This is a genomic window from Pyxidicoccus xibeiensis (genome assembly GCF_024198175.1).
GTDB lineage: Bacteria > Myxococcota > Myxococcia > Myxococcales > Myxococcaceae > Myxococcus > Myxococcus xibeiensis.
The window spans coordinates 864202-890991 of sequence record NZ_JAJVKV010000003.1 but is presented as its reverse complement, the minus strand read 5'-3'; the positions used below and the strand labels follow the sequence as shown (position 1 = coordinate 890991).

At 71.9% G+C, this 26790-nt stretch carries 25 protein-coding genes; 13 read left to right on the top strand and 12 right to left on the bottom strand.

Going from position 1 to position 26790, the window contains the following annotated elements:
- Positions 1 to 4: 4 nt before the first annotated feature.
- Positions 5 to 1600, bottom strand: coding sequence for a HEAT repeat domain-containing protein (locus tag LXT23_RS16505; RefSeq protein ID WP_253981113.1), 1596 nt, complete (start codon positions 1598 to 1600; stop codon positions 5 to 7).
- 103 nt (positions 1601 to 1703) lie between these two features.
- Between LXT23_RS16505 and LXT23_RS16500 the strand changes: the two genes are divergently transcribed.
- From LXT23_RS16500 to rsmB, 4 genes are read left to right on the top strand one after another with little or no spacing between them, the layout of a single operon-like run.
- Positions 1704 to 2285 carry a signal protein gene (locus LXT23_RS16500; RefSeq protein WP_253981112.1) on the top strand — a complete coding sequence of 194 codons (582 nt, stop codon included), beginning with the start codon at positions 1704 to 1706 and terminating at the stop codon, positions 2283 to 2285.
- A gap of 30 nt (positions 2286 to 2315) precedes the next feature.
- Positions 2316 to 3263, top strand: a complete 948-nt coding sequence (gene fmt, locus LXT23_RS16495) for a methionyl-tRNA formyltransferase (protein ID WP_253981111.1) — start codon at positions 2316 to 2318, stop codon at positions 3261 to 3263.
- Positions 3264 to 3295: 32 nt separating this feature from the next.
- Entirely contained in the window at positions 3296 to 4243 is a 948-nt protein-coding gene (locus tag LXT23_RS16490) for a type II 3-dehydroquinate dehydratase (protein WP_253981110.1), read from the top strand.
- On the top strand, positions 4243 to 5562 hold the full coding sequence (gene rsmB / locus LXT23_RS16485; protein ID WP_253981109.1) for a 16S rRNA (cytosine(967)-C(5))-methyltransferase RsmB: 1320 nt from the start codon (positions 4243 to 4245) through the stop codon (positions 5560 to 5562). Before LXT23_RS16490 ends, rsmB begins: the two co-directional genes overlap by 1 nt.
- 9 nt (positions 5563 to 5571) lie before the next feature.
- On the opposite strand, the gene LXT23_RS16480 is transcribed toward rsmB, so the two are convergent.
- A complete protein-coding gene (locus LXT23_RS16480) occupies positions 5572 to 6477 on the bottom strand; it encodes a LysR family transcriptional regulator (RefSeq protein ID WP_253981108.1) in 906 nt (301 codons plus the stop codon).
- A 130-nt stretch (positions 6478 to 6607) separates the two neighbouring features.
- On the bottom strand, positions 6608 to 6919 hold the full coding sequence (locus LXT23_RS16475; protein WP_253981107.1) for a hypothetical protein: 312 nt from the start codon (positions 6917 to 6919) through the stop codon (positions 6608 to 6610).
- Positions 6920 to 6990: 71 nt separating this feature from the next.
- On the opposite strand from LXT23_RS16475, the gene LXT23_RS16470 reads away from it, so the two are divergent.
- A complete protein-coding gene (locus LXT23_RS16470) occupies positions 6991 to 8088 on the top strand; it encodes an MJ1255/VC2487 family glycosyltransferase (protein WP_253981106.1) in 1098 nt (365 codons plus the stop codon).
- 13 nt (positions 8089 to 8101) lie between these two features.
- Here LXT23_RS16470 and LXT23_RS16465 read toward each other — a convergent pair whose 3' ends face one another.
- Together LXT23_RS16465 and LXT23_RS16460 are read right to left on the bottom strand one after the other, a co-directional pair.
- On the bottom strand, positions 8102 to 9148 hold the full coding sequence (locus tag LXT23_RS16465) for an SDR family NAD(P)-dependent oxidoreductase (RefSeq protein WP_253981105.1): 1047 nt from the start codon (positions 9146 to 9148) through the stop codon (positions 8102 to 8104).
- Positions 9149 to 9186: 38 nt separating this feature from the next.
- Positions 9187 to 9660 carry a peroxiredoxin family protein gene (locus LXT23_RS16460; protein ID WP_253981104.1) on the bottom strand — a complete coding sequence of 158 codons (474 nt, stop codon included), beginning with the start codon at positions 9658 to 9660 and terminating at the stop codon, positions 9187 to 9189.
- Positions 9661 to 9820: 160 nt separating this feature from the next.
- On the opposite strand from LXT23_RS16460, the gene LXT23_RS16455 reads away from it, so the two are divergent.
- The 3 genes from LXT23_RS16455 to LXT23_RS16445 all read left to right on the top strand — a co-directional run bounded on the left by LXT23_RS16455 (position 9821) and on the right by LXT23_RS16445 (position 13359).
- Positions 9821 to 10942 (top strand): aminotransferase class I/II-fold pyridoxal phosphate-dependent enzyme, encoded by a 1122-nt coding sequence (locus LXT23_RS16455; protein ID WP_253981103.1) that lies wholly within the window; start codon positions 9821 to 9823, stop codon positions 10940 to 10942.
- A 194-nt stretch (positions 10943 to 11136) separates the two neighbouring features.
- Positions 11137 to 12021 (top strand): hypothetical protein, encoded by an 885-nt coding sequence (locus LXT23_RS16450; RefSeq protein WP_253981102.1) that lies wholly within the window; start codon positions 11137 to 11139, stop codon positions 12019 to 12021.
- A gap of 21 nt (positions 12022 to 12042) precedes the next feature.
- Positions 12043 to 13359 (top strand): choice-of-anchor X domain-containing protein, encoded by a 1317-nt coding sequence (locus LXT23_RS16445; protein ID WP_253981101.1) that lies wholly within the window; start codon positions 12043 to 12045, stop codon positions 13357 to 13359.
- Between the two features lie 21 nt (positions 13360 to 13380).
- Here the strand turns inward: LXT23_RS16445 and LXT23_RS16440 are convergent, their stop codons facing one another.
- On the bottom strand, positions 13381 to 14403 hold the full coding sequence (locus LXT23_RS16440) for a hypothetical protein (RefSeq protein ID WP_253981100.1): 1023 nt from the start codon (positions 14401 to 14403) through the stop codon (positions 13381 to 13383).
- 429 nt (positions 14404 to 14832) lie between these two features.
- Between LXT23_RS16440 and LXT23_RS16435 the strand changes: the two genes are divergently transcribed.
- Positions 14833 to 15576: a PP2C family protein-serine/threonine phosphatase gene (locus LXT23_RS16435; protein WP_253981099.1), complete on the top strand. Its 744-nt coding sequence runs from the start codon at positions 14833 to 14835 to the stop codon at positions 15574 to 15576.
- 18 nt (positions 15577 to 15594) lie between these two features.
- On the opposite strand, the gene LXT23_RS16430 is transcribed toward LXT23_RS16435, so the two are convergent.
- Complete coding sequence (locus LXT23_RS16430; protein WP_253981098.1) at positions 15595 to 16194, bottom strand: hypothetical protein; 600 nt, start codon at positions 16192 to 16194, stop codon at positions 15595 to 15597.
- A gap of 276 nt (positions 16195 to 16470) precedes the next feature.
- Between LXT23_RS16430 and LXT23_RS16425 the strand changes: the two genes are divergently transcribed.
- The gene (locus tag LXT23_RS16425) at positions 16471 to 18264 is read left to right on the top strand and encodes a methyl-accepting chemotaxis protein (protein ID WP_253981097.1); all 1794 of its coding nucleotides are present in this window, start codon (positions 16471 to 16473) and stop codon (positions 18262 to 18264) included.
- Positions 18265 to 18284: 20 nt separating this feature from the next.
- On the opposite strand, the gene LXT23_RS16420 is transcribed toward LXT23_RS16425, so the two are convergent.
- The 4 genes from LXT23_RS16420 to LXT23_RS16405 form a co-directional block, all read right to left on the bottom strand.
- Positions 18285 to 19832 carry a PQQ-like beta-propeller repeat protein gene (locus LXT23_RS16420; RefSeq protein ID WP_253981096.1) on the bottom strand — a complete coding sequence of 516 codons (1548 nt, stop codon included), beginning with the start codon at positions 19830 to 19832 and terminating at the stop codon, positions 18285 to 18287.
- A gap of 131 nt (positions 19833 to 19963) precedes the next feature.
- On the bottom strand, positions 19964 to 20725 hold the full coding sequence (locus tag LXT23_RS16415) for an SDR family NAD(P)-dependent oxidoreductase (RefSeq protein ID WP_253981095.1): 762 nt from the start codon (positions 20723 to 20725) through the stop codon (positions 19964 to 19966).
- Positions 20726 to 20772: 47 nt separating this feature from the next.
- A complete protein-coding gene (locus LXT23_RS16410) occupies positions 20773 to 21600 on the bottom strand; it encodes a sterol desaturase family protein (protein WP_253981094.1) in 828 nt (275 codons plus the stop codon).
- Between the two features lie 180 nt (positions 21601 to 21780).
- Positions 21781 to 22347 carry a DUF2058 family protein gene (locus LXT23_RS16405; protein WP_253981093.1) on the bottom strand — a complete coding sequence of 189 codons (567 nt, stop codon included), beginning with the start codon at positions 22345 to 22347 and terminating at the stop codon, positions 21781 to 21783.
- A gap of 465 nt (positions 22348 to 22812) precedes the next feature.
- Here LXT23_RS16405 and LXT23_RS16400 point away from each other — a divergent pair, with 465 nt between their 5' ends.
- The 3 genes from LXT23_RS16400 (at position 22813) to LXT23_RS16390 (ending at position 25116) form a co-directional block, all read left to right on the top strand.
- On the top strand, positions 22813 to 23850 hold the full coding sequence (locus tag LXT23_RS16400; protein WP_253981092.1) for a hypothetical protein: 1038 nt from the start codon (positions 22813 to 22815) through the stop codon (positions 23848 to 23850).
- Positions 23851 to 24076: 226 nt separating this feature from the next.
- Positions 24077 to 24604 (top strand): hypothetical protein, encoded by a 528-nt coding sequence (locus tag LXT23_RS16395; RefSeq protein ID WP_253981091.1) that lies wholly within the window; start codon positions 24077 to 24079, stop codon positions 24602 to 24604.
- Between the two features lie 149 nt (positions 24605 to 24753).
- Positions 24754 to 25116 carry a hypothetical protein gene (locus tag LXT23_RS16390; RefSeq protein WP_253981090.1) on the top strand — a complete coding sequence of 121 codons (363 nt, stop codon included), beginning with the start codon at positions 24754 to 24756 and terminating at the stop codon, positions 25114 to 25116.
- A gap of 18 nt (positions 25117 to 25134) precedes the next feature.
- Here the strand turns inward: LXT23_RS16390 and LXT23_RS16385 are convergent, their stop codons facing one another.
- Positions 25135 to 26655, bottom strand: coding sequence for a gluzincin family metallopeptidase (locus LXT23_RS16385; protein WP_253981089.1), 1521 nt, complete (start codon positions 26653 to 26655; stop codon positions 25135 to 25137).
- Positions 26656 to 26790: the final 135 nt, after the last annotated feature.

Sequence of the window (26790 nt, the reverse complement as noted above, 5' to 3'; positions counted from 1 at the left end):
GTGCTCAGGTACGGTCGATGCGCGTCACCAGCCGGCGCAGGTCCTCGTTGACGGCGGCGAACTGCGTCATGCCCTGCTCCTCCTGGAGCTGTTTGCGCAGCGCGGGCAGTGATGCCTCGCGAATCTTCTTCGCCGCATCCTGCGAGTCCTCCAGCAGCCAGCCGGTGGCGAGGATGACGGCCAGGCGCGACTCGGTGTCACGCACGTTCAGCTTCGCCGCCAGCGCGCCCACGTGCTCCGCCGAGCGCGAGCGGCCCAGCTCCAGGGCCGCGCGCTCCAGCGTGAGCGGGTCCGCCTTCTCCAGCCGCTGCGCCCAGCAGGCCGCGTTGCCCGTGCACGCCTGCGCCGCCTCCAGCAGCTTCGTGTGCTTCGCCAGCGCGTCCGCCCGCTTCTTGCCCAGCGCCGCCGCGTCGTCGCAGCCCTCCTCGCCCGTCTTCTTGCAGTCGGCCGCGGTGCGCGCCGGCTCCCCCGCGATGAGCTTCTGCAGCACGGGCAGCTCGCGCGCATCACCCAGCATCGCCAGGCCCCGCACCGCGATTTCCCGCGAGTCGAAGTCGCCGGTGCCCGCCGCCTTCTCCAGCGCCGGCAGCGCGTCCCGGCTGCCCAGCCGCGTCAGGGCGCGCACGTAGGCGTCGCGCACCGTGGGGTCCGTCTCCGTGACGAGGCCCGCCAGCGGCTTGACGGCCTCCTGCGCGCGCATGCGCGCCAGCGCGTCCGCGGCCTGCATCCGCACCAGCGCCTGAATCTGCGGGTCCGAGTGCGTGAAGGACAGCTGCTTCAGCAGCCCCGCCACCGCGCGCTTCTCGCGCAGGTCACCCAGCACCGTGGCCGCCTTCATCGAGTAGCTGGCCGGGTTGACGCCGTTGGACTGCGCCCACTTCAGGAGCTCCGGGTCCTTGCCCTCCAGCGCCGGCAGCAGCGCGTCCGCCGCGGGCTGTCCCAGCTGGAACAGCGCGAAGGAGCTCTCCACGTAGAAGGACTTGCCCTTGCGCTCCTTGGTCAGCATCCGCACGAGCGCGGGCGCCGCGCGCGGGTCGCCGATGTTGCCCAGCGCCTCGATGGCCTTCTTGTTGAGGAACGGCTCCACCGTCTCGTCCGTGGCCAGGGTGATGAGCGCGTCCACCGCCTCCTTGGCCTTCATCGCCCCCAGCACCTGGACGGCCTCGATGCGCGTGTAGTTGTCCTTCGTGCGCAGCAGCGGCACCAGCGCCGGTACCGCCCGTGGGTCGCCGATGGCGCCCAGCGTCGTCACCATCGCCTTGTTGGCCAGCTGCGCGGACATGTCCGACGCCGCCGGGTCCAGCGCCGCCTTCAGCGGCTCCACCGACGAGACGTGCTTCACGTCCCCCAGCGCCCGCGCCAGCGCCGCACGGACCTCCGGCTTGCGCTCGGCGGCGAGCTTCTCGTGCAGCATGGGCAGGAAGGACTCGTTCAGCTTCCCGGATGCCCGCAGCGCCTCCACCATGCGGATGCGGTCCTCCGGGCGCCTCGAGCGCTGGATGTTCGACTCCCAGTACGCCGGAGACCCGGGGTCGTCCGAACAGCCGGTGAGGAACAGGAAGGTCAGAGCGACACACAACGCGGCGAGGGAGCGGAACATGCGGTCTCCTTTGCGTCTGCGGGGTTGTCTTGTCTTCCGAGTAAACCTCTTGTGACGAAGGAAGCAAACCGGGCGGGTCTCCTGGGGTACGCTGGTCAACGACATGTCCGACGACATTCAGAAGGTGACGCGCCCCGGCTATGGCCGCCGGACGTACATCCTGGACCGGGAGTTCCAGCTCAAATACATCCTGCTGCTCGGGGGCATCGGCGCGGGGAGCATCCTCGTGTTCGGGCTGCTGGCGCACCGGGTCCATGTGTCCTCGGTGGCCTCGGGCATGGACGGCGCGGAGACGCTGCTGTGGCTGACGGGCCTGGGGACGCTGGGCATGGCGGTGGCGCTGGGGCTGTTCGGCCTGCTCTTCACCCACCGGGTGGCCGGCCCCGTCCACGTCATGGGCCTCTACGTGGCGGCCCTGGCGGCGGGGCGGTACCCCCGGCTGCGGCCCCTTCGCAAGGGCGACGAGTTGAAGCGGTTCTTCGAGCGCTTCAGCGAGGCCTTCGACCGCATCCGCCAGCGCGAGGCGGAGGAGGCGCATGCCCTGGAGAGCGCCCTGGCCGCCCTCAAGGGCGTGGCCACCACCCCGGAGGCCCGTGAGGCGCTGGACACCCTGTCCGCCCTCCATCACCGCAAGCGTCAGGCGGTGGACAATCCGACTGGCGGCAACTTCAAGTCCGTGGCCTGAGCCGGCCCTCGCAGGAGAAGCGCACCCCCTATGAGTCGACCCCGCATCATCTTCATGGGCACGCCGGAGTTCGCCGTGTCCTCGCTCGCCGCCTGCTTCGAGCTGGGCGACGTGGTGGCCGTCGTCACCCAGCCGGACAAGCCCAAGGGCCGTGGCAACGCGCTGGCCGCGCCGCCGGTGAAGGAGCTGGCCCTGTCCCGGGGCGTGCCCGTCCTCCAGCCCGTGAAGCTGAAGACGCCGCCGTTCTCCGAGGAGCTGCGCAAGTACGCCCCGGACGTCTGCGTGGTGACGGCGTATGGCCGCATCCTCCCGAAGGACATCCTGGAGCTGCCCGTGAAGGGCTGCGTCAACGTCCACGCCTCGCTGCTGCCGCGCTTCCGGGGCGCCGCGCCGATTCAGTGGTCCATCGCCCACGGGGACGCGGAGACGGGCGTGTCGCTGATGGTGATGGACGAGGGCCTGGACACCGGCCCCGTGCTGGCGATGAAGCGGCTGCCGATCACGCCGGACGAGACGAGCGCGTCGCTGCACGTGAAGCTGGCCGCGCTGGGCGGCGAGGTGCTGCGCGAGTCCCTGCCGAAGTACCTCAGCGGCGAGCTGAAGCCCGTGCCGCAGCCTGGCGAGGGCGTGGTGCTGGCCCCCATCATCGAGAAGGACGAGGGCCGGCTGGACTTCACGAAGCCGGCGGTGGTGCTGGAGCGGCGGATGCGCGCCTTCACCCCGTGGCCGGGCGCCTTCACCACGATGGGCGGCAAGCTGCTCAAGGTGCACCGCGCGCGGGTGGGCGGGAGCACGGGCACGCCGGGCACGGTGCTGGCGGCGAACGCCGACGGCGTCGAGGTGGCGTGTGGCGAGGGCTCGCTCGTGCTGCTGGAGCTCCAGCCGGAGGGCAAGCGGGTGATGAGCGCGGGGGACTTCCTGTCGGGCCACAAGCTGGCGGCCGGCAGTCAGCCCTTCAGCGTGGGGCAGGCGGGATAGACGTTGTTGCAACTTCGAGGGTGGAACCGGGGATGGGCATGAAATTGCTGGTGCTGCACGGGCCGAACCTGAACCTGCTCGGCGTACGCGAGGGCACGTCCGGGGGCCGGCTGTCGGACCTGGACGCCGCGCTGAAGGAGCGGGCGGAGGAGCTGGGACTGGAACTCAAAATCTCCCAGTCCAACCATGAAGGCGTGCTGCTGGACACGCTCGCCGCGGAGCGCGAGGCGGTGGACGGCATCCTCATCAACCCCGCGGGCCTGTTCGCCTCGTACCCGCTGAAGGAGGCGCTGGAGGCGGTGGGCCTGCCCGCCATCGAGGTCCTCCTCAAGCCGCCCGCCCGCGAGTCCATCGTGGGCGAGGCCTGCGTCCTCCAGGTGCACGGCACCCAGTCGGGCTTCGAGCCCTACCTCCAGGCGCTGGACACGTTCGCCAGCGGCGTCTTCACGCCCGGCAAGCCGGAGTCGCCGAAGACGCTTGGCCGGAAGAAGGACCGGGAGAAGGAGGAGGCGCCCGCCCCCTCGAAGATAGCTCCGCTCGCGCTGGTGAAGTCCGGCGGGAAGGCCCGGGACAAGGACATCGAGCCCGCCAGGGCCCTGGCCCGCGCCGCCGAGGCGCTGGTGCCCACGAAGACGCTGGGCCGCAAGACGACCTCGGCGAAGGAGGAGGCCTCCGAGGCCGCCCGTCCGGGCAAGACGCTGGGGCGCGGCGCGAAGACGCCGGCTCCGACGGCGGACCTGCTGACGCGGGCGGTGGTGCGGCGGAAGATCTCCGACCGGCTGGCGGGGAAGCTCACCCCGGCCGAGCTGGCCTCCTGGGCCCGCACGCAGTGGCAGGCGGTGCAGCGCGGCGCTCCCGCCGAGAGCGGCCACCGGGACTTGCTGGAGGAGACCCTCCAGAACCTCACCCTCTCCACCCTGCCCGCGACGAAGCTCTCGGATGAGCAGCTCGTGGACATGCTGACCCGGCTCGACGAGTGATGAACGCCCGCGCACTCGCCATCCAGGTGCTCGCGCGCGTCCGCGCCACGGACGCGTACCTCAACGTGGTGCTGGACACGCTGCTGTCCGAGTCACCGCCGAAGGACCCGCGCGACGCCGGGCTCGTCACCGAGCTGGCCTACGGCACCACGCGCCGCCAGCTCGCGCTGGACTACGCCATCACCCGCTTCGCCGACCGCAAGCTGGACGCGCTGGAGGACAAGGTGCTCGCCGCGCTGCGCGTGGGCGCCTATCAAATCTTCCACACCCGCATCCCCGCGCGCGCCGCCGTGGCGGAGACGGTGCAGGCGCTGAAGGAGGTGGGGCTCTCCCGCGCCACCGGCTTCACCAACGCCATCCTCCGCAAGCTGGCGGAGCTGCCCGGGCCGCCGCTGCCTCCGGCGTCCAACACCCTGGAGCACCTGTCCGTCCGCGAGAGCCACCCGAAGTGGCTGGTGGAGCGGTGGATTCGCCAGTTCGGCCCCGAGCGCGCCGAGGCCATGCTGGTGGCCAACAACCTGTCCCCGGCGGTGGTGGTGCGCGCCAACACCGCGAAGGTGACGCGCGACGCGCTGCTCACCCAGCTCCAGGAAGCCGGCGTGGAGGCCAAGGCCACCACCGTGTCGCCATTGGGCATCATCCTGCCGCCCGTGGGCCGGGTGGAGGACGTGTACGGCTATTCAGAAGGGCTGTGGCAGGTGCAAGACGAGGCCGCGCAGCTCGTCGGCGTGTATGGCGCCATTCCGGAGACGGCGCGCGTGCTGGACGCGTGCGCCGCCCCGGGCGGCAAGGCCTGCCACCTGGCGCAGGAGCACGAGGAGGTGGTGGCGGTGGACCTCCACGCCAACAAGCTCCGCAAGATCGAGGCAGAGGCGAAGCGCCTGGGCCTCTCCGGGCGGCTGAAGGCGTACGCGCACGACGCCTCGGAGCCCTTCCCCGAAGCGTGGGGCGAGTTCCACGCCGTCCTCGTGGACGCGCCGTGCTCCGGGCTGGGCACGCTGCGCCGCCACCCGGAGCTGCGCTACCGCCGCAAGGAGGAGGACCTCTCCCGGCTGGCGACGCTGCAGCGGCGGATTCTGGAGAACTGCCAGGAGGCGGTGCCCGGCGGCGGGCTGCTGGTGTACGCGGTGTGCACCGTGGAGGCGCAGGAGGCGCAGGACCAGGTGGAGATGTTCCTGCGCAGCCACCCCGAGTGGACGGCGGAGCCCCCCGTGCTGCAGGGGCTCAAGCTCCCGCTCACCCAGGCGTACCTGCGCACGCTGCCGGGGCCGGAGGGCTTCGACGGGTTCTTCGCCGCGAGGCTTCGAAAGCTCTACTGACGCGGCGGCTCAGGTGTCGTCGGTCGCCGGCAGGTTGGCGGCGGCCTTGAACGCATCCAGGACGGCGGCGGACGCGCGGTCCAGGTACTTGCCCTTGCGGATGAGCAGGCCGATGGGGCGCGACACGGGCCCCTCGGCGAAGGGCTTGGCCACCAGCGAGCCGGCCTTCACCTCGCTGACCGAGGTGGCCATGGGGAGGATGGCCACGCCCAGGCCCATCTCCACCGCCCGCTTGATGGTCTCCACGTTGTCCATCTCCATCACCGGGTTGATGTCGATGTTCTTCTCGCGGAAGAGGCGGTCCAGCGCCTTGCGCGTGGGGGCCTCGCGGTCGAAGGCGATGAAGGGCACGCCGGACAGCGCGGTGAGGCTCACCTTCGCCTTGGTGGCGAAGGAGTGGTTGGGCGCGCAGACGACGGCCAGCTTGTCGTCGCGGAACGGGAGGATGTCCACGCCCGCGCGCGGCTGCGGGTAGGCGACGATGCCAATCTCCGCCGCGCCCAGGATGACGTCGTCGTACACCTGGTCGTTGCGGCGGTAGTTCAGCCGCATGTTCACCTTGGGGTGCGCCTTGAGCAGCTGCTTCTGCACCGCGTTCAGCTCGTGCAGACCCACCGAGTAGATGGTGGACACCGTGCTGGTGCCGGCGACCTCCGTCGCCTGCTCGCGAATCTCCTGCTCCACCTCCGCGAAGCGCGCGAGGATTTCCTTGCAGCCACGGAACAGCCGCTCCCCCGCGGGCGTCGGCGTCACCTGACGCGCGCTGCGCGATAAGAGCTTCTGCTCATAGCGGTTCTCCAGCGCGCGGATCTGCTGGCTGACCGCCGACTGCGTGACGTGGTTGAGCTGGGCAGCCCGGGAGAACGAGCCCGTCTCCACCACGTCGCAAAACATCTTCAGGGATTCGAGCTGCATAAGGCCGTCTCCTACCCTCAAACCCAATGATTAGGCCAGAATTAATTAGCTCGGCTACCGCGCGCCGAGAAATGACCTTACCCGGCGGGGGCCTGTCCGCCTGTTCAGCGCCGGGAGGAGGGAGCGGGCTTCAGGCGCTGGGTCCGGCGTCCTCGTCAGCGTCGGTGGGCTTCGAGCGCAGCAGGACGAAGAGGGAGGCGGCCAGGGCGGTGAGGGCGCCGCCGGAGACGAGCTGGAGGCGGGCGACCTCGCGGGTGGCCTGGGTGATGAGGTCGCACTCGGGGCCGGTGAGGCCGGCGCAGTCCACGGCGGCGAAGAGGCCCCGCAGGCCGGCGACGACGAGGCCGACGCCGCCCAGGAGCAGTCCGCCCGACAGGCCCAGCGCGGCGGAGCGGCCGACGGCAGGGCGCCTGGGGGGCGAGGGCTCGGAGGACGGGGACATGGGCGCGGGTATAGCCGTGCGGGGAGGGTGGGCTCAACGGTGGGGCGGCGGGCGGCATATGCTCCCGGGCCATGCGAATCCTCTACGGTGTCGTCGGCGAAGGCATGGGCCATGCGACGCGCTCGCGCGTGCTGCTCGAGGAGCTCACCAAGGAGCACGAGGTCCACATCGTCGTCTCCGGACGGGCCCAGGACTACCTCAAGAAGCGCTTCCAGAACGTCCACGGCATCTGGGGCCTGACGCTGGCGTACGAGGGCAACTCGGTGAAGAAGTGGCAGACGGTGCTCCAGAACGTCTCTGGCGCGCTGAAGGGCCTGCCGCAGAACATCCGCCAGTACTTCGACCTGGTGGACGACTTCAAACCGGACGTGGTGGTCAGCGACTTCGAGTCGTTCAGCTACCTGTTCGCGAAGACGCACCGGCTGCCCGTCATCAGCGTGGACAACATGCAGGTCATCAACCGCTGCCAGCACGAGCCGGAGCTGCTGGCCGGGTACGAGGACAGCTTCGAGACCTCGCGCGCCATCGTGAAGGCGAAGCTGCCGGGGGCCTTCCACTACCTCGTCACCACGTTCTTCTACCCGCCGGTGCGCAAGCGGCGCACCACGCTGGCGCCGTCCATCCTGCGGCCGGAAATCCTGGAGGCGAAGTCGGAGCCGGGCGAGCACCTGCTCGTGTACCAGACGTCGACGACGAACACCGCGCTGCCGGACATCCTCAAGGCCGCGGGCATCCCCTGCCGCGTGTACGGCCTGCGCCGCGACCTCACCGAGGACCTGGTGGACGGCAACCTCACGTACCGGCCGTTCAGCGAGAAGGGCTTCATCGACGACTTGCGCACCTCGCGCGGCGTGGTGGCCAGCGGCGGCTACACGCTGATGAGCGAGGCGGTGTACCTGCGCAAGCCCGTGCTGAGCGTGCCCCTGGTGGGGCAGTTCGAGCAGATCATCAACGCCCTGTACCTGGAGAAGCTGGGGTACGGGATGTACGTGAAGGAGCTGTCCGTGGACGCGCTGAAGGAGTTCCTCACGCGCATCCCGAAGTGCCAGCAGGCGCTCCAGGGCTACGAGCAGGACGGGAACACGAAGATGATTGCCGCCCTGCGCGAGCAGCTGGCCCTGGCCTACGAGCACCGCGGCCACTGGGCCATGGAGCGGGCCGAGTCGTAGGCCCGGGTGCCCGTCAGTGGATGGGCACCTCGTTCTCGTTGTTGCGCTCGGCGGCGCGGCGCGTGAGCTCGGTGAGCCAGGACTGGGTGAGCGGCGTCTCGCTCTGGCTGCCCGAGTAGCGGTCCTGGCTGCTGTCCTGGGGCAGGACGTGGTTCACCCAGGCGGCGATGGCGGCCGTCAGGTTGGGCGCCAGCGCCCGGCCCACCGCGCCCAGCTTCGCGGGCAGGCCCACCAGGGCCTCCGCGTCCCCGCGCCGGCAGGCCTCCAAAATCTTCCGCGCGGCCCGCTCGGCGTTCATGGACATGAGGGGCAGCGAGTCGCCCACGAGGAACCACGCGTACTCCGCCTCGTGGTTGCCCTTGAAGTGGGAGTTGCGCGGGCTGCCCGTGCGCAGCAGGCCCGGGCACACCGTGGTGACGAGGATGCCGTCCTGGCGCAGCTCCGCGCGCAGGCCGTCCGACAGGCCCACCAGCGCGAACTTGCTCGCCGCGTACGGCACCAGGTGGGGGATGCTCACCTTGCCGCCCACGGAGGAGATGTTGACGATGCGGCCGGCGCCGCGCCGCTTCATCTCCGGCAGCACCGCCAGCGTCGTGTACAGCGGCGCCCACAGGTGCGTGTCCAGGGCCTCGCGGAAGTCCTCCAGCGTCATGGACTCCAGCGGGCCCACCTGGATGACGCCCGCGTTGTTGATGAGCACGTCCACCGCGCCCCAGCGCTCGTGCACGGCGGCCACCATGGCCTCCACCTGCACCTGGTCTCTCACGTCGCACGGCACGGCCAGCACCTCGCCGCCCGCGCGCTCCAGCTCCTCGCGGGCGCGCTCCAGCGTCACCTCGTCGCGGCCGCAGATGGCCACCCGCGCGCCTTCCTTGAGGAGCTGGCGCGCCATCACCAGGCCCAGGCCTCGCGAGCCGCCGGTGATGAGCACCGTGCGTCCGGCGAACTGGAAGCGGGAGCGCAGCGCCTTGCGCAGCCCCAGGGCCGCGCCGACGCCGGCGGCGAGCAGGGTGCCAGGAGAGAAGCGGGAGTCGTCCTTGTCCTTGCGACGGTCTGCCATGAACGGGCCTCCGTGAGTCGGGGTGGATTCGCGTGCGCTCAGGGCGCGGGGGCCGCGGCCGAGGTGTCGTACCGGGTGAAGCGGTCCAGCACCTGCCGCGCGTGGTGCGCGCCGTTGCGGCCGGTGAAGTGGTGGCGCAGCCGGCCGGACTCCGCGTCGAACACCAGCCAGGCCGGCGTCTCCGTCACGCCGTAGGCCTGGGCCATGGAGCCGTCGTCCACGGCGATGGGGTGACGCAGCTCGTGCTTGCGCGCGAAGGCCTCCACCGCGTTGGTGTCTCGCAGCTCCTTCTCGGAGTGCGTGACGTCCACGCTGATGACGCGCAGGCCGCGCGGGGCGAACTCCGCGATGAAGCGCTTCAGCTCGTCGAAGTCCGCGGTGCCGTGCACCTGTTTCATGGAGAAGAAGTGGAGGAGGACGGGCAGCTCATCCAGCTCCGAGACATGGACGGGGGCGTTGACCCAACCGCCCGTCGGGTCCAGCAGTTTGATGGGGATGTCGAGCGTCGGCATGCGGGCTCCACGAGTGGCTTCAGTCAGGAGGACGCGACTCAAGCTATGCATCGCCCGGCGCCGTCCTCCCCCCACGAGCCCGCCGCGGCTGCTCGGCCGCCCGGGCGGCACGGCCTGCTCGGGCTGGACGCCCGCTTCCAAAGACGGCAGAGAGGCAGCCATGCGCATCCCCGACTTCAAGCTGGAGCGGTACTTCGCACGCTGGGAGTTCTCGGCGCCCTACCTCCTGTGCTCCTCGGACATCGAAGGGTGGCGGCAGAAGGACCTGCTGGCGCTCGCCGACGCGGACGCCCTGGCCCGCTGGGAGGGGCTGACGCTCGGCTACACCGAGGCGCCCGGCCTGCCTGCCCTGCGCGCCGAAATCGCCGCCCTGTACCCCGGCCTCTCCGCGGACGACGTGCTCACCTTCGCCGGCGCCGAGGAGGCCGTCTTCGTGCTGATGAACGTGCTGCTGGGGAAGGGGGACCACGCCATCGTCACCTGGCCGGGCTACCAGTCCCTGTACGAGGTGGCGCGCGCCACCGGCGCCGACGTCACGCTGCTGCCGCTGCGCGAGGAGGACGGCTGGGCGTTGGACCTGGACGCCCTGCGCCGCGCGCTCCGGCCCCAGACGCGCCTGCTGGTGGTGAACTTCCCGCACAACCCCACCGGCGCGCTGGCGGACCGCGCCACGTTCGACGCGCTGTGCGCGCTGGCCGAGGAGCGCGGCATCCAGCTGCTGTCCGACGAGGTGTACCGGCTGCTGGAGTACGACGCGCGCGACACGCTGCCCTCCGCCGTCGAGCACACGCCGCGCGGCATCAGCCTGGGCGTCATGTCCAAGGCCTTCGGCCTGGCGGGGCTGCGCGTGGGGTGGCTCGCCTGCCGCGACGCGGAGCTGCTGCGCCGCTGCATGGCCTTCAAGGACTACACGACCATCTGCAACAGCGCCCCCAGCGAGGTGCTCGCGCTCATCGCCCTGCGCGCGAAGGACGCCGTGCTCGCGCGCAGCCAGCGACTCCTCGCCTCGAACCTCGCGCTGCTGGATGCCTTCTTCGCGCGCCACGCGGACACCTTCCGCTGGGTGCGGCCGCGCGCCGGCAGCGTGGCCTTCCCGCGCCTGCTGCGCGACACGCCCGTGGCCCGCTTCGCCCAGGAGCTCGTCGAGCAGGAGGGAGTCCTGCTGCTGCCCGGCGACGTCTACGACTTCCCCGGCAACCACTTCCGGCTGGGCCTGGGCCGCGCCAACCTTCCCGACGCCCTGGGTCGGCTGGAGCGCTTCGTGACGCGCACCGCCAGCTGACGCTGACGCACGGAGACATGACGCGCCGCGTACCTGTTTTTGAGAGGGCGACGCGATGCGTCAGTTATTTCCCCTACTTCGAGATTTCCGTGTTCTCGACCTTTTACACCCCGAGACTCTAAAGTGTGCGCCTCCCTGCCCGGTTCCCCTCCGGGCTGGGAGTGTCCCCCCATCCCAGAGCCGGAGGCGCTCACATGAAGAAGCTGCTTGGAACGGCGGTTGCCGCGGTCACCCTGTTGGCCGGTACGGAGGCCGCCGCGACCAACTACTCCCTGTGGATCCACGGCAAGAACGGCAACACCACGCAGGGGGGCAACTACGCCGACTTCAGCTACTGGGGACCCGCGAGCACCGAGGCGGGGGTGAACAAGAAGGCGGTGAACTGGAACGGCACGCAGCGCATCGGCAGTCAGAACTACCGCGTGCGTGACGCGCTCGACTGTTTCTGCACCGGCACCAACTGGTGCTACATCGCCGTGCACAGCGCGGGGAACCTCCAGATTGGCTACGCGCTGTCGCTGTACGGCGGCTCGGCGCGCTACAAGAAGAACGCGGTGCCCAACGCCAGCGGCGTGTGCGGCAACACGGATGGCACCACGCAGGTGGGCTGGAACATCAAGTGGGTGGACGTGGCGTCCGGCGCCGCTGGCGGCAGCGAGCTGGCGGACGTGGGCGAGTGGGCGGTGAGCGACCCGCTGGTGAGCGACCTGGTCACCACCACCGCGCGCGCCATGTACAACCACAACGCCACGCGCAACCTCTGGTTCTACATGTTCGCGGGCGCCAAGGGCACGGCGTACTCGGGCATCCTCCCGGGCCAGGACGACGAGGCGGTGTCGTATCACTCCACCGGCGGCGTGTCCGGCAGCTCCGGCAGCTCGCAGTGCAACCCGGGTGACTGGTTCTGCGGCGGCACCCTCAACACCGGCACCGCCGCGTGCAGCGATGGCAAGGCGAAGTGGAGCTTCCACTCGGTGGACCTGCGCGATGACGGCGAGGCGTACAACCACTACGCCAACGGCAACTGGGGTGGCATCGTCGCCAAGGTCCGCGAGGACATGGTGACGTACGCTCGCTAGGCGCTGGAGCCCTGACGCCACATGACTCCGACCGGCACCGTCCCGCCTCCCGCCTCCCGCGCCCGCCGTGCCTGGTGGGCCGTCACACTCGTTCCCCTGGTGCTGGGCCTGCTGGGGTGGTGGAGCTGGAGCGGAGGTGCCGGCACGGAGGCGGCACCCGAGCCTCCTCCTCCCACGGAGGAGGCCGCGAGGGCCGGGGCGCCGCCAGCGGCACCGGGCCGGGGCCCCGCACAGGGCATGGCCGCGCGGGCCGCGCCTGGACCTGGACCTGGACCTGGACCTGGCGCCACCGCGCCGACGCCGGCCGTGGCGCGCACGCCCGAGGACGCGGCGCGCGAGGCCGAGCGCACGCTGTGGGAGAAGCGGCTGGAGCGGGCGAAGCGGACGCTGGAGACGTACGTGTCCGCCACGCGCTACCCGCCGCAGTCGCGCCCCAGCAGCGAGCAGGTGGACCAGATGGAGCTGCCCGAGCCGGAGCGCACGCGCCCGCTCAGCCGCGACAACGCGGACGTGCAGCTGCGGCTGAAGCAGGACCGCGTCTTCGTCGTCGGCAGCGAGGCGGTGCACTTCCTCGTCGGCTGCGAGGACGCGCAGCGCCAGGCCCGGCCCTGCCAGGTGGTGTCCGCCTCCGCGAGCGAGGCGGAGCACATGACGCGTGGGGCGGGCGCCGAAGGGGTGCCCCTGGCCTTCCTGGACGACGGCAGCGGAGGAGACCCGCTCGCGGGTGACGGCACGTACACCGGCCGCTTCCAGCCGTCCAAGCAGGGCTTCCCGATGTTCTCCGGCACGCTGCGGGTGGCGGTGCGCGTGCGCTCGGGCAAGGCGGAGGGCACCGCGTTCTTCGACATCCTCTACACGCCGTCACCTCCGGCCCAGTTCACCGGCAGGGTGCGCGAGGTGGTGGAGGGAGGCTCGCTCCAGCTGCTGCTCGGGGTCCATGTCCGGAAGGCGGGACGGTACGTGGTGGCGGGGCGCGTGGACGACGAGAGCGGCGTGCCCTTCGCGCACGTGTCCTTCAACGAGGAGCTGAGGGAGGGGACGCAGGAGGTGAAGCTCACCGTCGCCGGCAACCTCGTGCTGGACGAGTCGCCCACCTTCCCGCTCAAGCTGCGCGACGTGGAGGGCTTCCTCCTCAAGGAGTCCGGAGACCCGGACCGCGAGCTGATGACGACCCTGCGCGGGTACGTGCACACGACGAACGACTACCCCCCGACGGTCTTCTCGCCCACGGAGTGGCAGAGCGAGGAGCGCACGCGCTACGTGGAGGAGCTCACCCGGGACGTGAAGGAGGCCGAGGCCCACCTGGACGCCCTCACCGCCGACGTGACGCCTCCCTGAGCCGACGGGAGGGCGCGCGGCTCAGCCCTCGGATTTCTCCAGCAGGGACGGGTCCACCACGACGGAGCTGTCCTGCGCGGGCTCGACCTCCAGCGTCTCCGCCACCACGTCCACGCCCTGGGACGCGAGCGCCGCGGAGACGGGCACGCCGGCGGCGGCGGGGTTGGCGGCGAGCGGGCCGAGCACGCCGGCCAGGGCCGCGTCACCCATGGACGGCTCCTCGGGAAGCAGGGAGCCCAGGTCGCTCGTGTCCGCGAGGAACGCGTCCGCTCCGGCGGGGCTCACCGCGGGGTCCAGCAGCTCCTGCGCGGCGCGGCGCTCGGCGAGCCGGGCCGCGTACGCGTCTTCCATCGACACGTCGTCGATGCCGCCCACGCCCTCCGGCGTCTCCATCGAGGGCGCGCGCGTGTTGCCCGCGAGCGGCGCCTCCTCGAAGACGTCCTCGAGTCCCAGCTCCAGCGCGGCGTCCCCGGGGCCCGAGGTGCCGGGCGGGTCCAGCATGAAGAGCAGGTCCTCCGGCTCCACCACGCTGGGGGTGGAGGTGTCCAGGTTCTGCAGCTCCCACTCCGCCGCCTCGGGCGAGAGCAGGTCATTCATGTCGCGTCCACCCGAGCCGCGCTCCGCTCCGAGCGGCGCCACGCCACCTCCCGCCTCGCGGGGCGCGCCGAGCGACGACGGAAGCTGCGAGCCCAGCAGCTGCGCGTAGCGCGGCGTCGCGGACTCGAAGGAGCTCTCGAACGAGCTCTCACCGGAGAAGACGCGCAGCTGGGCGGGCGTGGGCGTGCCCGCCGCGCCCGGCGTCCCCGACAGGCCCGGTGCGGAGGCGGCGCCCGTCAGGTGGGGCGCGTGCGCCTCGAGCGACGTGCCCAGGTCATCCACGTCCGCCTGGAAGTCGCTCTCGTCGGAGAAGCCACGCCGCACCGGGGCCACGGGCTCCAGCGGCTCGCCCGGGGTGAGCGGCGTCACGGGCTCCACGTCCACGTTCATCCGGGCGCGGGCGATGGAGCTGGAGATGCCAGAGAGCACACGGCGGATGGAGGACATCGCGCACCTCGTGCGGCACGCAGTCCAGGCCGCATCGGAATTGTCGTCCGGTCCGCGGGAAAGTTGCCAGGAGCCCCCGCGCCGGCGCCGTTTTTCACGCGGGCCTGACGCGTCAGCGAGCAGGCCGCTCATTCCGTCGATGCTCGGAATATCGAAGTCCACGGCCTGGACTTCTCGCCGCCCGGGAGCCTGGATGGGTTTGTGGTTTCAGCTCATACGGAGTGTGGGGGGCACTCCACGCCCGGGCGGCTGAGTGGTTGCTGGAGGGCGGTCCCAGCGTCGTCCACTGGACGGGTGCGGCGGTGATGTCGGGGTCTCATGGCACTCACTCCCCTGGACCCCCCCTCTCAGGAGTATTCCATGGTGAGTGCCCACCGGGGGGCGGGCGCTGGCCTCACGCTTGCTGGGGAGAGGCCCGAGGAGGCAGTCATGAGAATGGACAGCGCGGGACAGAGCCACATCGGTCGGCGGCCGCACAACGAGGACGCATACTGCGTCCTGCCGGAACTGGGCCTGTTCGTGGTGGCGGACGGGCTCGGCGGGCAAGAGGGTGGCGAAGTCGCCAGCCGGTGTGTCGTGGATACCTTCGCGGGCTTCGGGCTGCGGCTCGGGCAGGACCGTGACTCGACGTGGCCCACGGTGCCGGACCCGGCGCGCAGCAGGGAAGAGAACCTGCTCTCCGCGTGCTCGGCGCTGGCGCAGCGCAACCTGCAGGCGCAGCGCGTGGGCCGGCTGCGGGAGATGGCCTCCACGGTGGTGGCACTGGCGGTGGGCGAGCACGGCGCGGCCGTGGCCCACGTGGGTGACAGCCGGCTGTACCGGCTGCGCGCGGGCACGCTGGAGTCGCTGACGCGGGACCACTCGCTCATCGAGGAGCTGCGCGACGCCGGCATGGAGCCGCCGGGTGGGGCGGGCAACTTCCGCCACCTCATCACCCGGGCCCTGGGCACGGACAACGCGGAGCCCACGGTGCAGCGGCTGCGCACGGAGCCCGGCGACGTGTTCCTGCTGTGCTCGGACGGGCTCTATGAGCCGCTGGGCGTGGAGGGGCTGCTGCGGCGCCTGACGCTGTCCTCCGCGCGCGAGGCGTGCGACGCGCTCGTCGCCGACGCGTACGAGGCCGGCGGCAAGGACAACATCACCGCGGTGGTGCTGCGCGTCGCCGACGCGTGAGGCGCACGGCGGCGGGCGCTAGAAGCCCACGCCGAGTGAGAGGCTGGCGGAAGGCAGCCACGTGTCCCCGGGCTTCACCAGGTCCGGGGCATGTGGCAGCCAGGCCATGCCCACGTTGAAGTCGCCCACCAGCTCGAAGCCGGAGGCCAGCGGCCGCAGGAAGCGCAGCCCCAGGCCCAGCTCCGGCCCCGCCGTGGACACGCGGCGCGCGTCCGTGCCGCCCAGCTGCAGGCCCAGGTCGTCCTCGCCCACCTGCGCCTCGGCGAGGCCCGCGGCCACGAAGGGCTGCAGGGTGCCCCAGCCCTCCACGTCGAAGGACAGCAGCCGCAGCTTCGTCCGGAAGTGCGCCACCTCCGGCTCCGGGTCGCCATGGAGGAATCCACTGCCCGTGCCACAGCCTTCCACGGAGAGGAAGGACACCGGAGACAGCTCAAGGCACAGCTCCGGCCGGCCGTTGTCGTTGGCCGTGGAGCCGCCGACGCGCAGGTTGCCGAAGTTGCGCGACGTGAAGGCCGGGTCCGCCTTCGCCCGGGCCTCGCCGACCTTCTCCTGGGCCCGGAGCACACTGGGAGCGAGGACGAGCAGGGCCAGGGCCGGCAGGAGCGTGGACGGGGGCATGGGAGGACGAAGACACGCGGCGGGGCCATCCCGTCAAGGCGGCCGCGCGGGCAGTGTCGACGGTCCGGCGCATGGCCCCACTCGAGCCGGGCCACCGTTCACATCGTGCGCGGGGGGACGACCTCACACATTCCACCTGGCGGCCGGGTCATCGACGCCACCGCTTCCCTGAAGTTGGAGATCGGTACTCCCCATTCAACAGGGCAGGCCCGTCAGGGTAGTGTACGGGTCTCCCCCGGGTTCCCCGACCCGCCATTCCCCCTGGCTTCGCCGCGAATGATGCACAGCCTTGCCGCACGTCTCTCCGCGGCCATCACCCTCGTCGTCCTGGGACTCACCCTCGTGGGCGTCACGCTCACGGGTCTCTCCCTGGGCTCCTGGTCGGATGAGTCCCTGAGCCACCTCCTCGAGCGGGATGAAGCCGCGTGGACCCGCCGCCTGGCGCAGGAGGACCGCCTGCTGGTGTCCCTCTCCCGCGCCGCCGTGCCCGGTCCGGTCGGCGACTCCCTCCAGGCCGCCGTCGACGCGCAGCGCGAGCTGCTCGGCGTGGACCTGCTCCTCTACGCCAGCCTGGAAGGGGGCGTGCGCGCGGTCAGCCCCGCGGCCCCCGTGGCCGGGCTGGACGCGCTGCTGCGGGGCTCGGCTCCTGGCGTGCTCGCCTTGGGAGATGTGCCCTACCGGGCCGTGTCGCGGCGCCTGGAGGTGGACGGGCGCGCCGTGGGCCACCTGGTGGTGGGCAACCGGCTGGGCCCGGTGCTGCTGGAGCTGCTGGCGCAGGAGCGCGGACTGCAGGGCCTGCTCGCCGTGGGAGCGCAGCCCGTGGCGCAGGCGCTGGACGCCGTGACGCCCGAGGCGCTGCAAGTCGCGGCGGACCGGGCGGACTCGGAGGGCGTGGTGACGGTGCAGGGCACGAAGCTCATGCTGCGCCGGCCGGAAGTGGCTCCGGGCTTGAGCCTGGTGCTGGTGCGAGACGTCCGGGCGGAGTCCGCGCGCTTCCGCTCCTCGCTGTGGCTCATCGTCGCGCTGGGCCTCCTGCTCGCGCTGGGCACGGGGGGCGCGGCCTTCCTGCTCGCGCGGTGGCTGCTGGCTCCGCTGCGCCAGCTCACCGCCACCACGGCCCGCATGGTGGCCGAGGGCGACTTTCGCGGCACGCTGGAGGTACGCTCGCAGGACGAGGTGGGCCAGCTCGCCGCGTCCTTCGTGGCGCTGATGTCGCGGCTGCGCGAGCTGCTGCTGGCGCTGCGCAACTCGGCCGAGCACCTCGAGTCCGCCTCCACGCAGCTCACCGACTCCGCGTCGGTGCAGAACGAGGCGGTGTCGCAGCAGGCGATTGCGCTGCACGAGACGCAGCTGGCGGCGCAGCAGCTCCAGGAGGCGTCACGGGCGGCGGCGAAGCGGGTGGAGGCCATCCAGCGCGAGGCGGAGAAGGCCAGCGGGTTCGGCGCGGCGGGCGAGGCCGCGGTGTCCGGCAGCGTGGGCGGGCTCACGCACATCCGCTCGCACGTGGAGACGATTGGCCGCACCATCGCCGAGCTGCACCAGCGCACGCGGCAGGTGGGCGACATCACCCGCACGGTGAAGGACCTGGCGGACCAGTCCAACGTGCTGGCCCTCAATGCCTCCATCGAGGCGGCGCGCAGCGGCGACGCGGGCCGCTCCTTCGCGGTGGTGGCGAGGCAGATGCGCTCGCTGGCGGACCAGTCCGCGGGCGCCACCACGCGGGTGCAGTCCATCCTCGGCGACATCGGCCGGGCCATCTCCGACGCCGTGCGCACCAGCGAGGGCGGTGCGCGCGAGGTGGAGGGGGGACTGGAGCAGGTGCGCGCGGCGGGAGAGAGCCTCCGCTCGCTGGCCGGCATCATCCAGAACAACGGTCAGACGGTGCGCAGCATCGCCGAGGCCGTCAGCCAGCAGGACGCCGGCATCGCGGAGCTGTTCATGGCCCTCAGCTCCATGGCCGACCTGGCGGACCAGATTGTCGACCGCATGGCCGCCACGGACCAGTCCGCCATCCAGCTCTCCGCCGCGTCCCAGGAGCTGAGCGCCATCATCAGCCAGTACCAGGTCTGAGCGCCCCGTCCGGGCGCTCGCTACCGGGCCCGAGCGCTCCGGGGTGGCACCTCGGCGCTGCCCGAGCGCGCATTGCCGCCGCCCGCGCACACCCAGCCGGAGGCGGCGGGCTCGGTGGGCACGGCCAGGTCGAACGCGCGGATGCTCAGCCGCTGCGTCCAGTCGTTGTCCGCGCTCCAGCTCGTCCACGCGCCCAGCACCACGCGGCCCCCGTGCAGCGCGGGCGGGGTGATGTAGGGCGCATCGCCGGGCAGCGCGCAGGCGGACAGCTCGCGCCCGTCCAGGTCCAGCTCGCGCAGGTACGAGCCGTAGTGCGAGTCGTCCCCGGTGCAGCCGTACAGCTCGCACTCCGCATCCACCGGGCGGTCCACCAGCAGCAGCGAGTCGCGCCGGGTGAGCAGCGGTGACATGGGCCAGGCGCCCACCGCGCGGTGCCAGCGCACGGAGCCGTCCACCGGGTCCAGCCCGTAGAGGAACGTGTCACCGGGATGGCGCTGCGTCGGACAGCCCTTCCCTTCGCACGGCAGGTCGGGAAGGACGAGCACGCGCCCCTCCTGGAAGGCCGCGCGGCCGAAGAGGGAGGTGGAGCGCCCCAGCGCGTACGGAGGAGGGGACGGCGTCGCCGTGGCCAGCGTGGCGAGCGGCGTGCCCCGAGACGCGTCCAGCAGCTCGGAGCGGTTCAGCAGCAGCGTCCCGCCATCCACCGCCGTGGGCCGCAGCACCCCGGCGCGGCGCGTGCTCCAGCGGAGCGCGCCGTCCGCCGAGTACGAGAAGAGCGTCGTCTCCGGGAGGGCCTCGTCGACGGAGCCGCCGTAGACGTTGCCCGCCGCGTCCACCACCAGGGGCGACTGCAGGGCCGGCGTCAGCGCCTTCCACGCCACCGCGCCCGTGTCCGCGTGCACGGCCACCAGCAGGTTCTTCCCGTCCGCGTCCGCGAGGGTGTGGCGCACCACCGCCAGCACATACGGCGGACTGAGCACGACGGAGTCGACGCGCAGCGAGTAGCGCTCCAGCGCGTCACCGGTGCGCAGCTCGCCGAGCGGGACGCTCCACAGCTGCCGGCCATCCGCGCGGGCGTGGGCGGACAGGGTGGCGTACCCCGCCGTCAGGTAGACGCGCTCGGCGTCCACCGCGTGCGTGGCCCGCTGGCCGGGCGGTGGCTGCGCGATGCGGTAGCGGATGGCGCCGTCGCGCGTGGCGGACACGAGCTGGCAGTCGAGCTGGCCCGGGTCCTCGTCCGACCAGTACGCGCTCTCACACTCCGTCCAGTACGTGTGGCCATCCGCGTCCATCGTCCCGCGGAAGTCCATGGTGACGTCCCACGCGGCCTCGTAGCTCCACGCCAGGCGCGCCGTGCCGTCCGGGCCCGAGCAGGTTCCGAGAGGGCCGGGCTCCTCGAGAGAGGGCTGCGGCTGCACGGGTTCATCGGATGAAGGAGCGTCCTCCGCGGGCAGCTCGGGGGCGGTGACGGCTGGCGCCTCCGCGTCCGTCGCGAGTGCTTCGCCACCGTCCTCCACCGCGCAGCCCCACAGCCCCACGCCCAGCACCACCGCCCACAGCTGCCTCACGCCCGCCTCCTGACCGCGAACCCCGCTGCCATTCGGGGATGGCGGACACTGTGAACGGGGGGCCTGGGGCGCAACCTGCCCGGCCGCGAGTGGCGGCCCGGCAGCCAGTCAGGCGGAATGGGAGTGAAGTCTCAGCCCAGCTCGCCGCCGTCGATGGCGTAGGCCGCGCCGGTGATGCCGCCGGCCGCCTCCGAGGCGAGGAAGAGGCAGAGCGCGGCGACCTCCTCGGGCTGGATGATGCGGCCCATGGCGTTCATGGACGCCAGCGCCTCGCGCGCCTGCTCCTCCGTGCGGCCCGTCGTCTTGGTGATGGCGCCGGTCGCCGAGGTGAACATGTCCGTCTCCACCCAGCCCGGGTTCACCACGTTCACCGTCACGTGCTTCTTCGCGTACTCCGCCGCCAGCGCGCGCGTCAGCCCCAGCAGCGCGTGCTTGGACGCGCAGTACGCCGACGTGTACTTCATGCCGCGCACCGAGGCCATGGAGCCGATGTTGATGACGCGGCCGCCACCGGCCTGGGCCATGGCGGGCATCAGCTCGCGGCAGAGGATGAAGGGCGCCGTGACGTTGACGGCCATCACCCGCGCCAGGTCCTCCGTGCGCGTCTTCGTCAGCGGCGCGGACACGGTGATGCCCGCGTTGTTCACCAGCACGCGGGGCGCGCCCTCCGCGAGGATGCTCTTGCTGACCGCGAGCAGGGCCGCCTCGTCCGCCACGTCCACCGCGTGCGGGCGGATGCGGTCGCCACCCTCGCTGCGCAGCGACGTCAGCGCATCCGCGTTGCGGGCCAGCGCCCACACGCCGTAGCCCTCACGGGCGAAAGCCAGCGCCAGGGCACGGCCGATACCCCGGCTCGCGCCAGTCACCACCACCGTCTTCTGGGTCGTCGTCATGGCCCGGCAGCCTAGCGCCGGGCTTCGGCGTCGGCATCAAGGCTCGCTCACGCCGTGCCGGTGGTGGACGTGGGCGTGGGGACCAGCGAGGCGGGCTGTTTCGCAGAGCGAACGCGCTCGCCGATTCGCTCCAGTCCCAGTCCGCGCCGGGCGAGGCCGTGGACCTCGGCGTAGTCGTCGAAGGCCGTGCCCAGCCACCGGTCCAGGATGGGAGTGAACAGGCCATAGTGGCCCTGGTAGCGCGCGTGGTGCAGGGCGTGGAACGTGGGCGTGAAGAAGAGGCGCCCGGCGGGGGAGGCGACGAAGCGCTCGGGCAGCCACTCCGTGTTGCCGTGCCCGAAGACGTTGAGCGCGTAGTTGGTGAGGATGTACGCCATGATGCCCACCTGCGTGACGGGCATCACCTGCATGGCCAGGATGACCAGGCCGAACCCGCCGCCCATCAGCACCAGCCGCTCCACCATGGAGAAGGACAGCGACGTGAGCGGGTCCGTCACCTGCGCCACGTGGTGCTGCGCGTGGAAGCGGTAGAGCGCGCGCGTGTGCAGCAGCCGGTGCGACACGTAGAACCACACCTCGAAGCCCACGAACATCCACGCGAAGGTGAGCAGCGACGCGCCCAGGCTGAAGGGCGCAATCTGGCGCTCGAAGGCGGCGCGGAACGCGGTGATGAGCAGCGCGTCGCACAGCACCACGCCCACGGCCGCGCGGGCCTCGCTGCGAAGCTGCCCCGGTGCCAGCGAGCGCCGGTAGACGCGAAAGCGCTCCGCCAGGCGGGTGCGCCCCAGCGCCCAGCCCACCGTCACGGGCACCGCCTTCACCAGCCCCGACACGACGAAGAAGACCGGCAGCATCTTCAGGTACAGAGAGTCCATGGCTGCCCGATGCTAACCCCCGTGCTGGCAGGGAGTTGAGCGGGGCTCTTCGACGGACCTGCTGGCGGCCATCAGCCGCACGCACGGTGCACGGTGTCAGCCAGGGCCCCGGTGTGGCCAGGGCCCACACCCTCCCCCGGACTCAGGCAGGGGAGGGTAGGGTGTTGCCGGGAGTCCCGGTCAGGTGTTGCCGCCCTCGGTGCCGCCCTCGGGCTTCTGCTCGGCGGCGGCTTCGGCGGGAGCCTCGGCCTCGGAGGCGCCTTCACCCTCGGAGGCGCCCTCACCCTCACCACCCTCGTCGCCCTCGGGCTCGTCGGACAGGTCGGGCGCGGTGCCGGCGGCCTCGGCGGCCTGCTGGGCCTTGAGGTCGTCCTCGTTCATGAAGCCGACGGGGTTGTCCTTGCGGTTGAAGAAGCGCACGGCCTTCTTCGACAGCGCGTACATCTGCTCCGCGGCCGCGGCGGGCACCAGCGAGTGCTCGATTTGAGCGGGCTCCGGGCGCTCCACCACGCCCAGCTCACCCTCCTCGAGCTGCTTCGCCTGCGCGGGGCTCAGCTCCAGCCGCCGCAGCTTGCCCTTGCGGGTCATGAAGTAGAACGTCGTCTCGCCCGGCTCGACGGGAATCTGCGACCCGAGCACCAGCTCGCGCAGCGCCCGGTCCAGCTCCACCTGCTTCTTGGACTCCGCGCGCTGGTAGGCCTTGGAGCCCGGCATCGGCGGCAGCTTGGGGATGGCCTTCTCCGCCACGGGCGCCGGGCGTCCCTGCGGGGGCCCTCCGCCGTAGCGCGGCGCACCGCCTCCGCCCGCTGGCCGGCCACCGCCGCCAGGACCGAAGCGTCCGCCACCACCACCCGGGCCGGAGCGACCGCCTCCGCCCGGAGGTGGCCGGCCACCGCCTTCTCGACGGCCACCCCCCTCGCGGGGGGGCGGGCCACCATGTGTCCGGTTCTCGTCACGCGGGGGGGCGGAACGGTTTCCGCCTGGACGACCGCCCTCCGGGGGAGCGGGCCGCCGGGCTTCCGCCTGGCTGGGCTTCGACTCCACCTTCTTGGTCTGTTCCTCGGTGACGAGGCCCGCCTTCAACAACTTGTCGCGCAGGTTCTGCATGAGTTGGGCGTTCTATCCCTTGCACGGCCGCACGCAAGCCACTGCTTGCCGCTCCTGTATGCCCCACGTAACTTGCCGACCCTGTCGTACCCCTCTGGAGGAGTCGTGAGCCGTCTGAAGAAGTCCGCCTTCACCCTCGCCCTGGCGCTGGCCGCCGTGGGCTGTTCCGACCCGGTCGACAAGGCGGCCAAGGCGCGCATCTTCTCGCCGGAGGACCCGCCCAAGGCCGTGGCGTCCGCCAAGGAGAAGCTGCCCCCCGAGGACGTCGCGAGCAACCCGCGGGTGGCCCGCCGCATCCTGGGCATGGACGCCGCCGAGGTGACCGAGCGGCTGGGGCCCCACCGCTTCCAGTCCACCCTGGGCTACGAGTGGTCCGCCGCCGAGTCCAACCCGGTGAAGCTCACCGAGACGCGCACCTTCCGCGCCGGCCCCGGTGGCGTCGCCGGTGACTTCCACGGCGTGCTGGAGAACTCGAGGGACCAGGGCCTGGAGGTCATGCGCGTGGGCGGCCAGGTGTTCGCCCGCAACCGCTACGGCCCGTTCCGCCAGCGCCTCCGCGACCGCGGCATGGCCGAGCGCACCCGCACGGAGCTCACGGGCGCCATCCGGGACTTCGACAACCTCTTCCAGGGGCGCCTCAAGCTCACCCCCAACGGCACCGTCACGTACGAGGGCCGCACCGCGTGGCGCTACGACGTGACGCTCGCCCCCGCCTCGGAGGGTGAGGCGTCCCGTCCGCTGCCCGCGATGATTGCCGCGAAGAGCGGCGCCGACGAGACGACCCGCCGCCGCGCCAACTTCTTCGCCCACCGCGTGCCGCGCTCGCTGGACGGCGAGGTGCTGGTGGACGCCGCCACCTCCGTGGTCCTCAAGGCCCGGCTGGACGGACGCATCGGCGTGCCCGCGGAGAAGACGCCGGAGGCCGCCGAGCTGCGCATGACGCTGGAGTCCGCCCTCACCGAGCTGGGCAATGACCCCAAGCTCCAGCCGCCCCAGGACTTCCTGCCGGACGCCGACAAGCCCCAGGGCATCGCCGACGCGCTGGACGCCTTCGGCATCGAGCGCAAGAAGCCCGAGGGCGCCGAGAAGGACAAGCCCGCCCAGGACGCCCCGCCCGAGCCCGAGGACGAAGAGGGCACCTGATTCGAGGACCCGACACGGCGGCCACGGGTGCGTCGCGCCCCTGGCCCTCGCGTCATGTGTGCGGCAGGCCCGCCCGGCGCGGGGCCCTGCACAGTCGTGAAGGAGGTTGCTCGCCTGCCCTGACGGGCGCGCCCGGACACGGGTGGCGGGCCCCCCTTCGAGCCTCGCAAGCGCCCGACTTCATTGGGCCCGGGGCGTGGCGTGTCCCTTGCTCAACGGTGGGGCCATGCGCCGTCCCGCCTTCCTCCTCAGCTGTCTGGCTGGCCTCTTCGCCCCCGTGGTGCGGGCGGAGCCGCCCCTGCGCAACCTGGGCGTCACCGTGGCGCCGGTGGGGGCGTACGTGATGACGGACACGGACGGGGCCCGGGAGTCGGGCTACAGCGCGGGGGTGGCCTGGGGCTACCGGCGGGGCTTCTCGGTGATGGAGGTGGGCGGCCACGTGGCCTCCAGCCGCCGGCGCACCGAGGCCACGCCCATGTCCATCCGCATCACCCCGTCCGGCCCCCTGCGCGTGCGGCCCTATCTGGGCGTGGGCGCCAGCCTGCTGATGGCCCACGACAAGGAGGACGTCGCCGCGTCTCGCGCCCTGCAGGTGGGGGCGGAGCTGTGCGGCGGGGTGGGGGTGGAGCTGGGAGGGCAGCTCTTCCTGTCCGCCGAGGCCCGGTACCAGAACTTCTCCGCCGGGGGAGACCCGTTCTCCGGTGAACGGCAGGCTCTGACTTCAGGGTACCTGGGGCTCGGTTTCCGCCTGTAGCGGGAGGGTCCTGGCGCTACATCCCGGCAGCGACCTGTTGGAAGAAAATTTGCGCTCACTCTTGCGTCCTCTACAATCCTCGACGGTTGCGGCTCGGACGCGTCCGACATGTACGGGCGTTCAGCGGGCGGCACAGCAAGGGAGCGGCGATGGAGCGCAAGGTCGGAAGTAGCACGGTGACGGCCAAGGAGGTCAAGGCGGCGTTGGAGAAGACGCGCACGCTGGCGGCCGAGGAGGAGAAGGTTCTGCGCATGCGGCACGGTGCCGGCGCTTCCAGCACCCGTGCTCCCCTTCCCCGCGCGGCGGGTGACAACGAGGAGCTTGGCGACGAGCTGCTCGTCATTGAGATGCAGCTGCTGAAGGCGATGCGGGCTCGCGCCGGTGGCAAGCCGGTGGCCAGCGGCAACAACAAGCAGGTGATGACGCCCGCGGCTCCGGCGCCCACCACCAAGGCCCCGGCGGCGAACGCGACGAAGGACAAGATCGTCAGGGCCCTGCGCAAGAAGAAGTAGTCCCGTTGCGCGGGACCCCTACCGGTTGAGGATGGCCACGAGGCGCTCCCCGGCCTCGGGCAATGCCAGCGGCGTGCCCGAGACCTCTGTGGCCAGTCCTTCCGCGTCGTCCGTTCCTCCGCGTGCGAACAGCCCCTTCAGCCAGGCGGCGGCCGCGGGGTTCCTCCAGTAGTCCTCGTTGAAGCGCTCGGTGAGGTGGGCGGTGAGCCGCGTCTCGAGCGCCCAGGCGCGCAGGTAGTGGGCCACGTAGAGCTGCGGGTCCACGTCCTGGAGGAAGAAGCCCGGGTGTGGCTCGACGAAGAGCGCGTGGCGCTGGCCGTCCGCGTACTCCTCCGCGCGCTCGGTGGACGGGCCGCGCGTGGTGAGGGACAGCTCGTAGGACAGCTTCGCGCAGTGGCGGCGGAGCACCGTGAGGGCCTGGAAGGCGGACAGCCGCACCGCGTCCCACGCGGGCAGGGTGGCCAGCTCCAGGTAGCGCTTGAGCCAGCCGGGAGCCAGGAGCAGCCGCTCGAAGACGGCCGCGTAGGCCTCCGTCACCGAGGCATCTCCGAGCCGGCGCAGCTCCATGGGCAGCGTGTCCGAGACATGGGCGCGGTGCTGCGCGTGGCCCATCTCGTGGAGGAGGCTGCCCAGCGCGTCCAGTCCGCCGCGCGGCTGGAGGACGAGGCGCACCTCGCCCGGCACGCGCACGGAGGCGACGAAGGGGCGGGAGGCCTTGCCGGGGCGGTCCTCGTCGTCGATGCGGATGCGGCCGTCGGCGTGGGGGGTGAGGCCCCACTCGCCCAGCCAGCGCACCACGGCGGGGAAGGCGTCCTCACGGCGGAAGAAGGCATCCATCCACGGGGCCTGGAGCGCGGCCTGGAGGTCGTGCCGGCGCGCCTCGCCGAAGGGCAGCGGGCGCAGCAGCGGGTCCACCTTCTTGAGGACGTAGGCGAGCACGTCGCGGTAGGCGTCCTCGGTGCGGCGCAGCGTCTCGGTGGCGGCCTCCGCGAGCTTGCCGAAGGCGATGCCGGTGACGTCCTCGCGCAGGGTGGGGTAGTCCTTCGCGCCCAGCCGCTCGGCGGTGTGGAGTGCGGCCTCGCGCCGGTCTCCGTAGGGGCCGCGGTTCTCCCAGAGGAAGTTGCCGACGGCGCGCTCGAGGAGGGCGCGGCGGCCCCGGGCGGGCTCGCGCGGAATCTGGGCCTGGGCCTCGGAGAAGGAGAGCGTCTGGTCGTCCACGGGCAGGCGCGCCTGGGCCTCCAGCGTGGCGACGACCTCGACGGGCCGGGCGGCGAGGGCTTCCTCCACGTGGGAGGCGACCAGCTCGCGGACGAGCTGGATGCGGCGGACGGCCTGGGGGTCGTCCTTGGTGCGCGCCTTGGCGAGGGCCTCGTTGGTGGCGGCGAAGGTGTCGGGAGCGGACAGCTCGGGGAAGGTGGCGAAGAGGCTGGAGACGGGGAGTTCCGTCGCGAGGCCCGCGCCGTGCCGGTAGTGGAGCGTGGCCAGGTCGGCGAGGAAATCGTCCAGCCGCGTACGGACGGAGTGCAGGGGACGGTCCATGGGGGCGCGGAAGGTAACAGGAAGCGGGCGGCGCGGCAGGCCGATGCGGGCGTAGAGTGCCGCCGCATGACATCTGGGCGTGGCACTGGAATGAACGTTCCTTCCGGCTCATGGCCGCGGGGCGGGGCGGAGGGG

Excerpts from the sequence above, each read along its gene's own strand:
- LXT23_RS16505 (WP_253981113.1), bottom strand. The coding sequence starts at position 1,600 with ATGTTCCGCTCCCTCGCCGCGTTGTGTGTCGCTCTGACCTTCCTGTTC.
- LXT23_RS16500 (WP_253981112.1), top strand. The coding sequence starts at position 1,704 with ATGTCCGACGACATTCAGAAGGTGACGCGCCCCGGCTATGGCCGCCGG.
- fmt (WP_253981111.1), top strand. The coding sequence starts at position 2,316 with ATGAGTCGACCCCGCATCATCTTCATGGGCACGCCGGAGTTCGCCGTG.
- LXT23_RS16490 (WP_253981110.1), top strand. The coding sequence starts at position 3,296 with ATGGGCATGAAATTGCTGGTGCTGCACGGGCCGAACCTGAACCTGCTC.
- rsmB (WP_253981109.1), top strand. The coding sequence starts at position 4,243 with ATGAACGCCCGCGCACTCGCCATCCAGGTGCTCGCGCGCGTCCGCGCC.
- LXT23_RS16480 (WP_253981108.1), bottom strand. The coding sequence starts at position 6,477 with ATGCAGCTCGAATCCCTGAAGATGTTTTGCGACGTGGTGGAGACGGGC.
- LXT23_RS16475 (WP_253981107.1), bottom strand. The coding sequence starts at position 6,919 with ATGTCCCCGTCCTCCGAGCCCTCGCCCCCCAGGCGCCCTGCCGTCGGC.
- LXT23_RS16470 (WP_253981106.1), top strand. The coding sequence starts at position 6,991 with ATGCGAATCCTCTACGGTGTCGTCGGCGAAGGCATGGGCCATGCGACG.
- LXT23_RS16465 (WP_253981105.1), bottom strand. The coding sequence starts at position 9,148 with ATGGCAGACCGTCGCAAGGACAAGGACGACTCCCGCTTCTCTCCTGGC.
- LXT23_RS16460 (WP_253981104.1), bottom strand. The coding sequence starts at position 9,660 with ATGCCGACGCTCGACATCCCCATCAAACTGCTGGACCCGACGGGCGGT.
- LXT23_RS16455 (WP_253981103.1), top strand. The coding sequence starts at position 9,821 with ATGCGCATCCCCGACTTCAAGCTGGAGCGGTACTTCGCACGCTGGGAG.
- LXT23_RS16450 (WP_253981102.1), top strand. The coding sequence starts at position 11,137 with ATGAAGAAGCTGCTTGGAACGGCGGTTGCCGCGGTCACCCTGTTGGCC.
- LXT23_RS16445 (WP_253981101.1), top strand. The coding sequence starts at position 12,043 with ATGACTCCGACCGGCACCGTCCCGCCTCCCGCCTCCCGCGCCCGCCGT.
- LXT23_RS16440 (WP_253981100.1), bottom strand. The coding sequence starts at position 14,403 with ATGTCCTCCATCCGCCGTGTGCTCTCTGGCATCTCCAGCTCCATCGCC.
- LXT23_RS16435 (WP_253981099.1), top strand. The coding sequence starts at position 14,833 with ATGAGAATGGACAGCGCGGGACAGAGCCACATCGGTCGGCGGCCGCAC.
- LXT23_RS16430 (WP_253981098.1), bottom strand. The coding sequence starts at position 16,194 with ATGCCCCCGTCCACGCTCCTGCCGGCCCTGGCCCTGCTCGTCCTCGCT.
- LXT23_RS16425 (WP_253981097.1), top strand. The coding sequence starts at position 16,471 with ATGATGCACAGCCTTGCCGCACGTCTCTCCGCGGCCATCACCCTCGTC.
- LXT23_RS16415 (WP_253981095.1), bottom strand. The coding sequence starts at position 20,725 with ATGACGACGACCCAGAAGACGGTGGTGGTGACTGGCGCGAGCCGGGGT.
- LXT23_RS16410 (WP_253981094.1), bottom strand. The coding sequence starts at position 21,600 with ATGGACTCTCTGTACCTGAAGATGCTGCCGGTCTTCTTCGTCGTGTCG.
- LXT23_RS16395 (WP_253981091.1), top strand. The coding sequence starts at position 24,077 with ATGCGCCGTCCCGCCTTCCTCCTCAGCTGTCTGGCTGGCCTCTTCGCC.
- LXT23_RS16390 (WP_253981090.1), top strand. The coding sequence starts at position 24,754 with ATGGAGCGCAAGGTCGGAAGTAGCACGGTGACGGCCAAGGAGGTCAAG.
- LXT23_RS16385 (WP_253981089.1), bottom strand. The coding sequence starts at position 26,655 with ATGGACCGTCCCCTGCACTCCGTCCGTACGCGGCTGGACGATTTCCTC.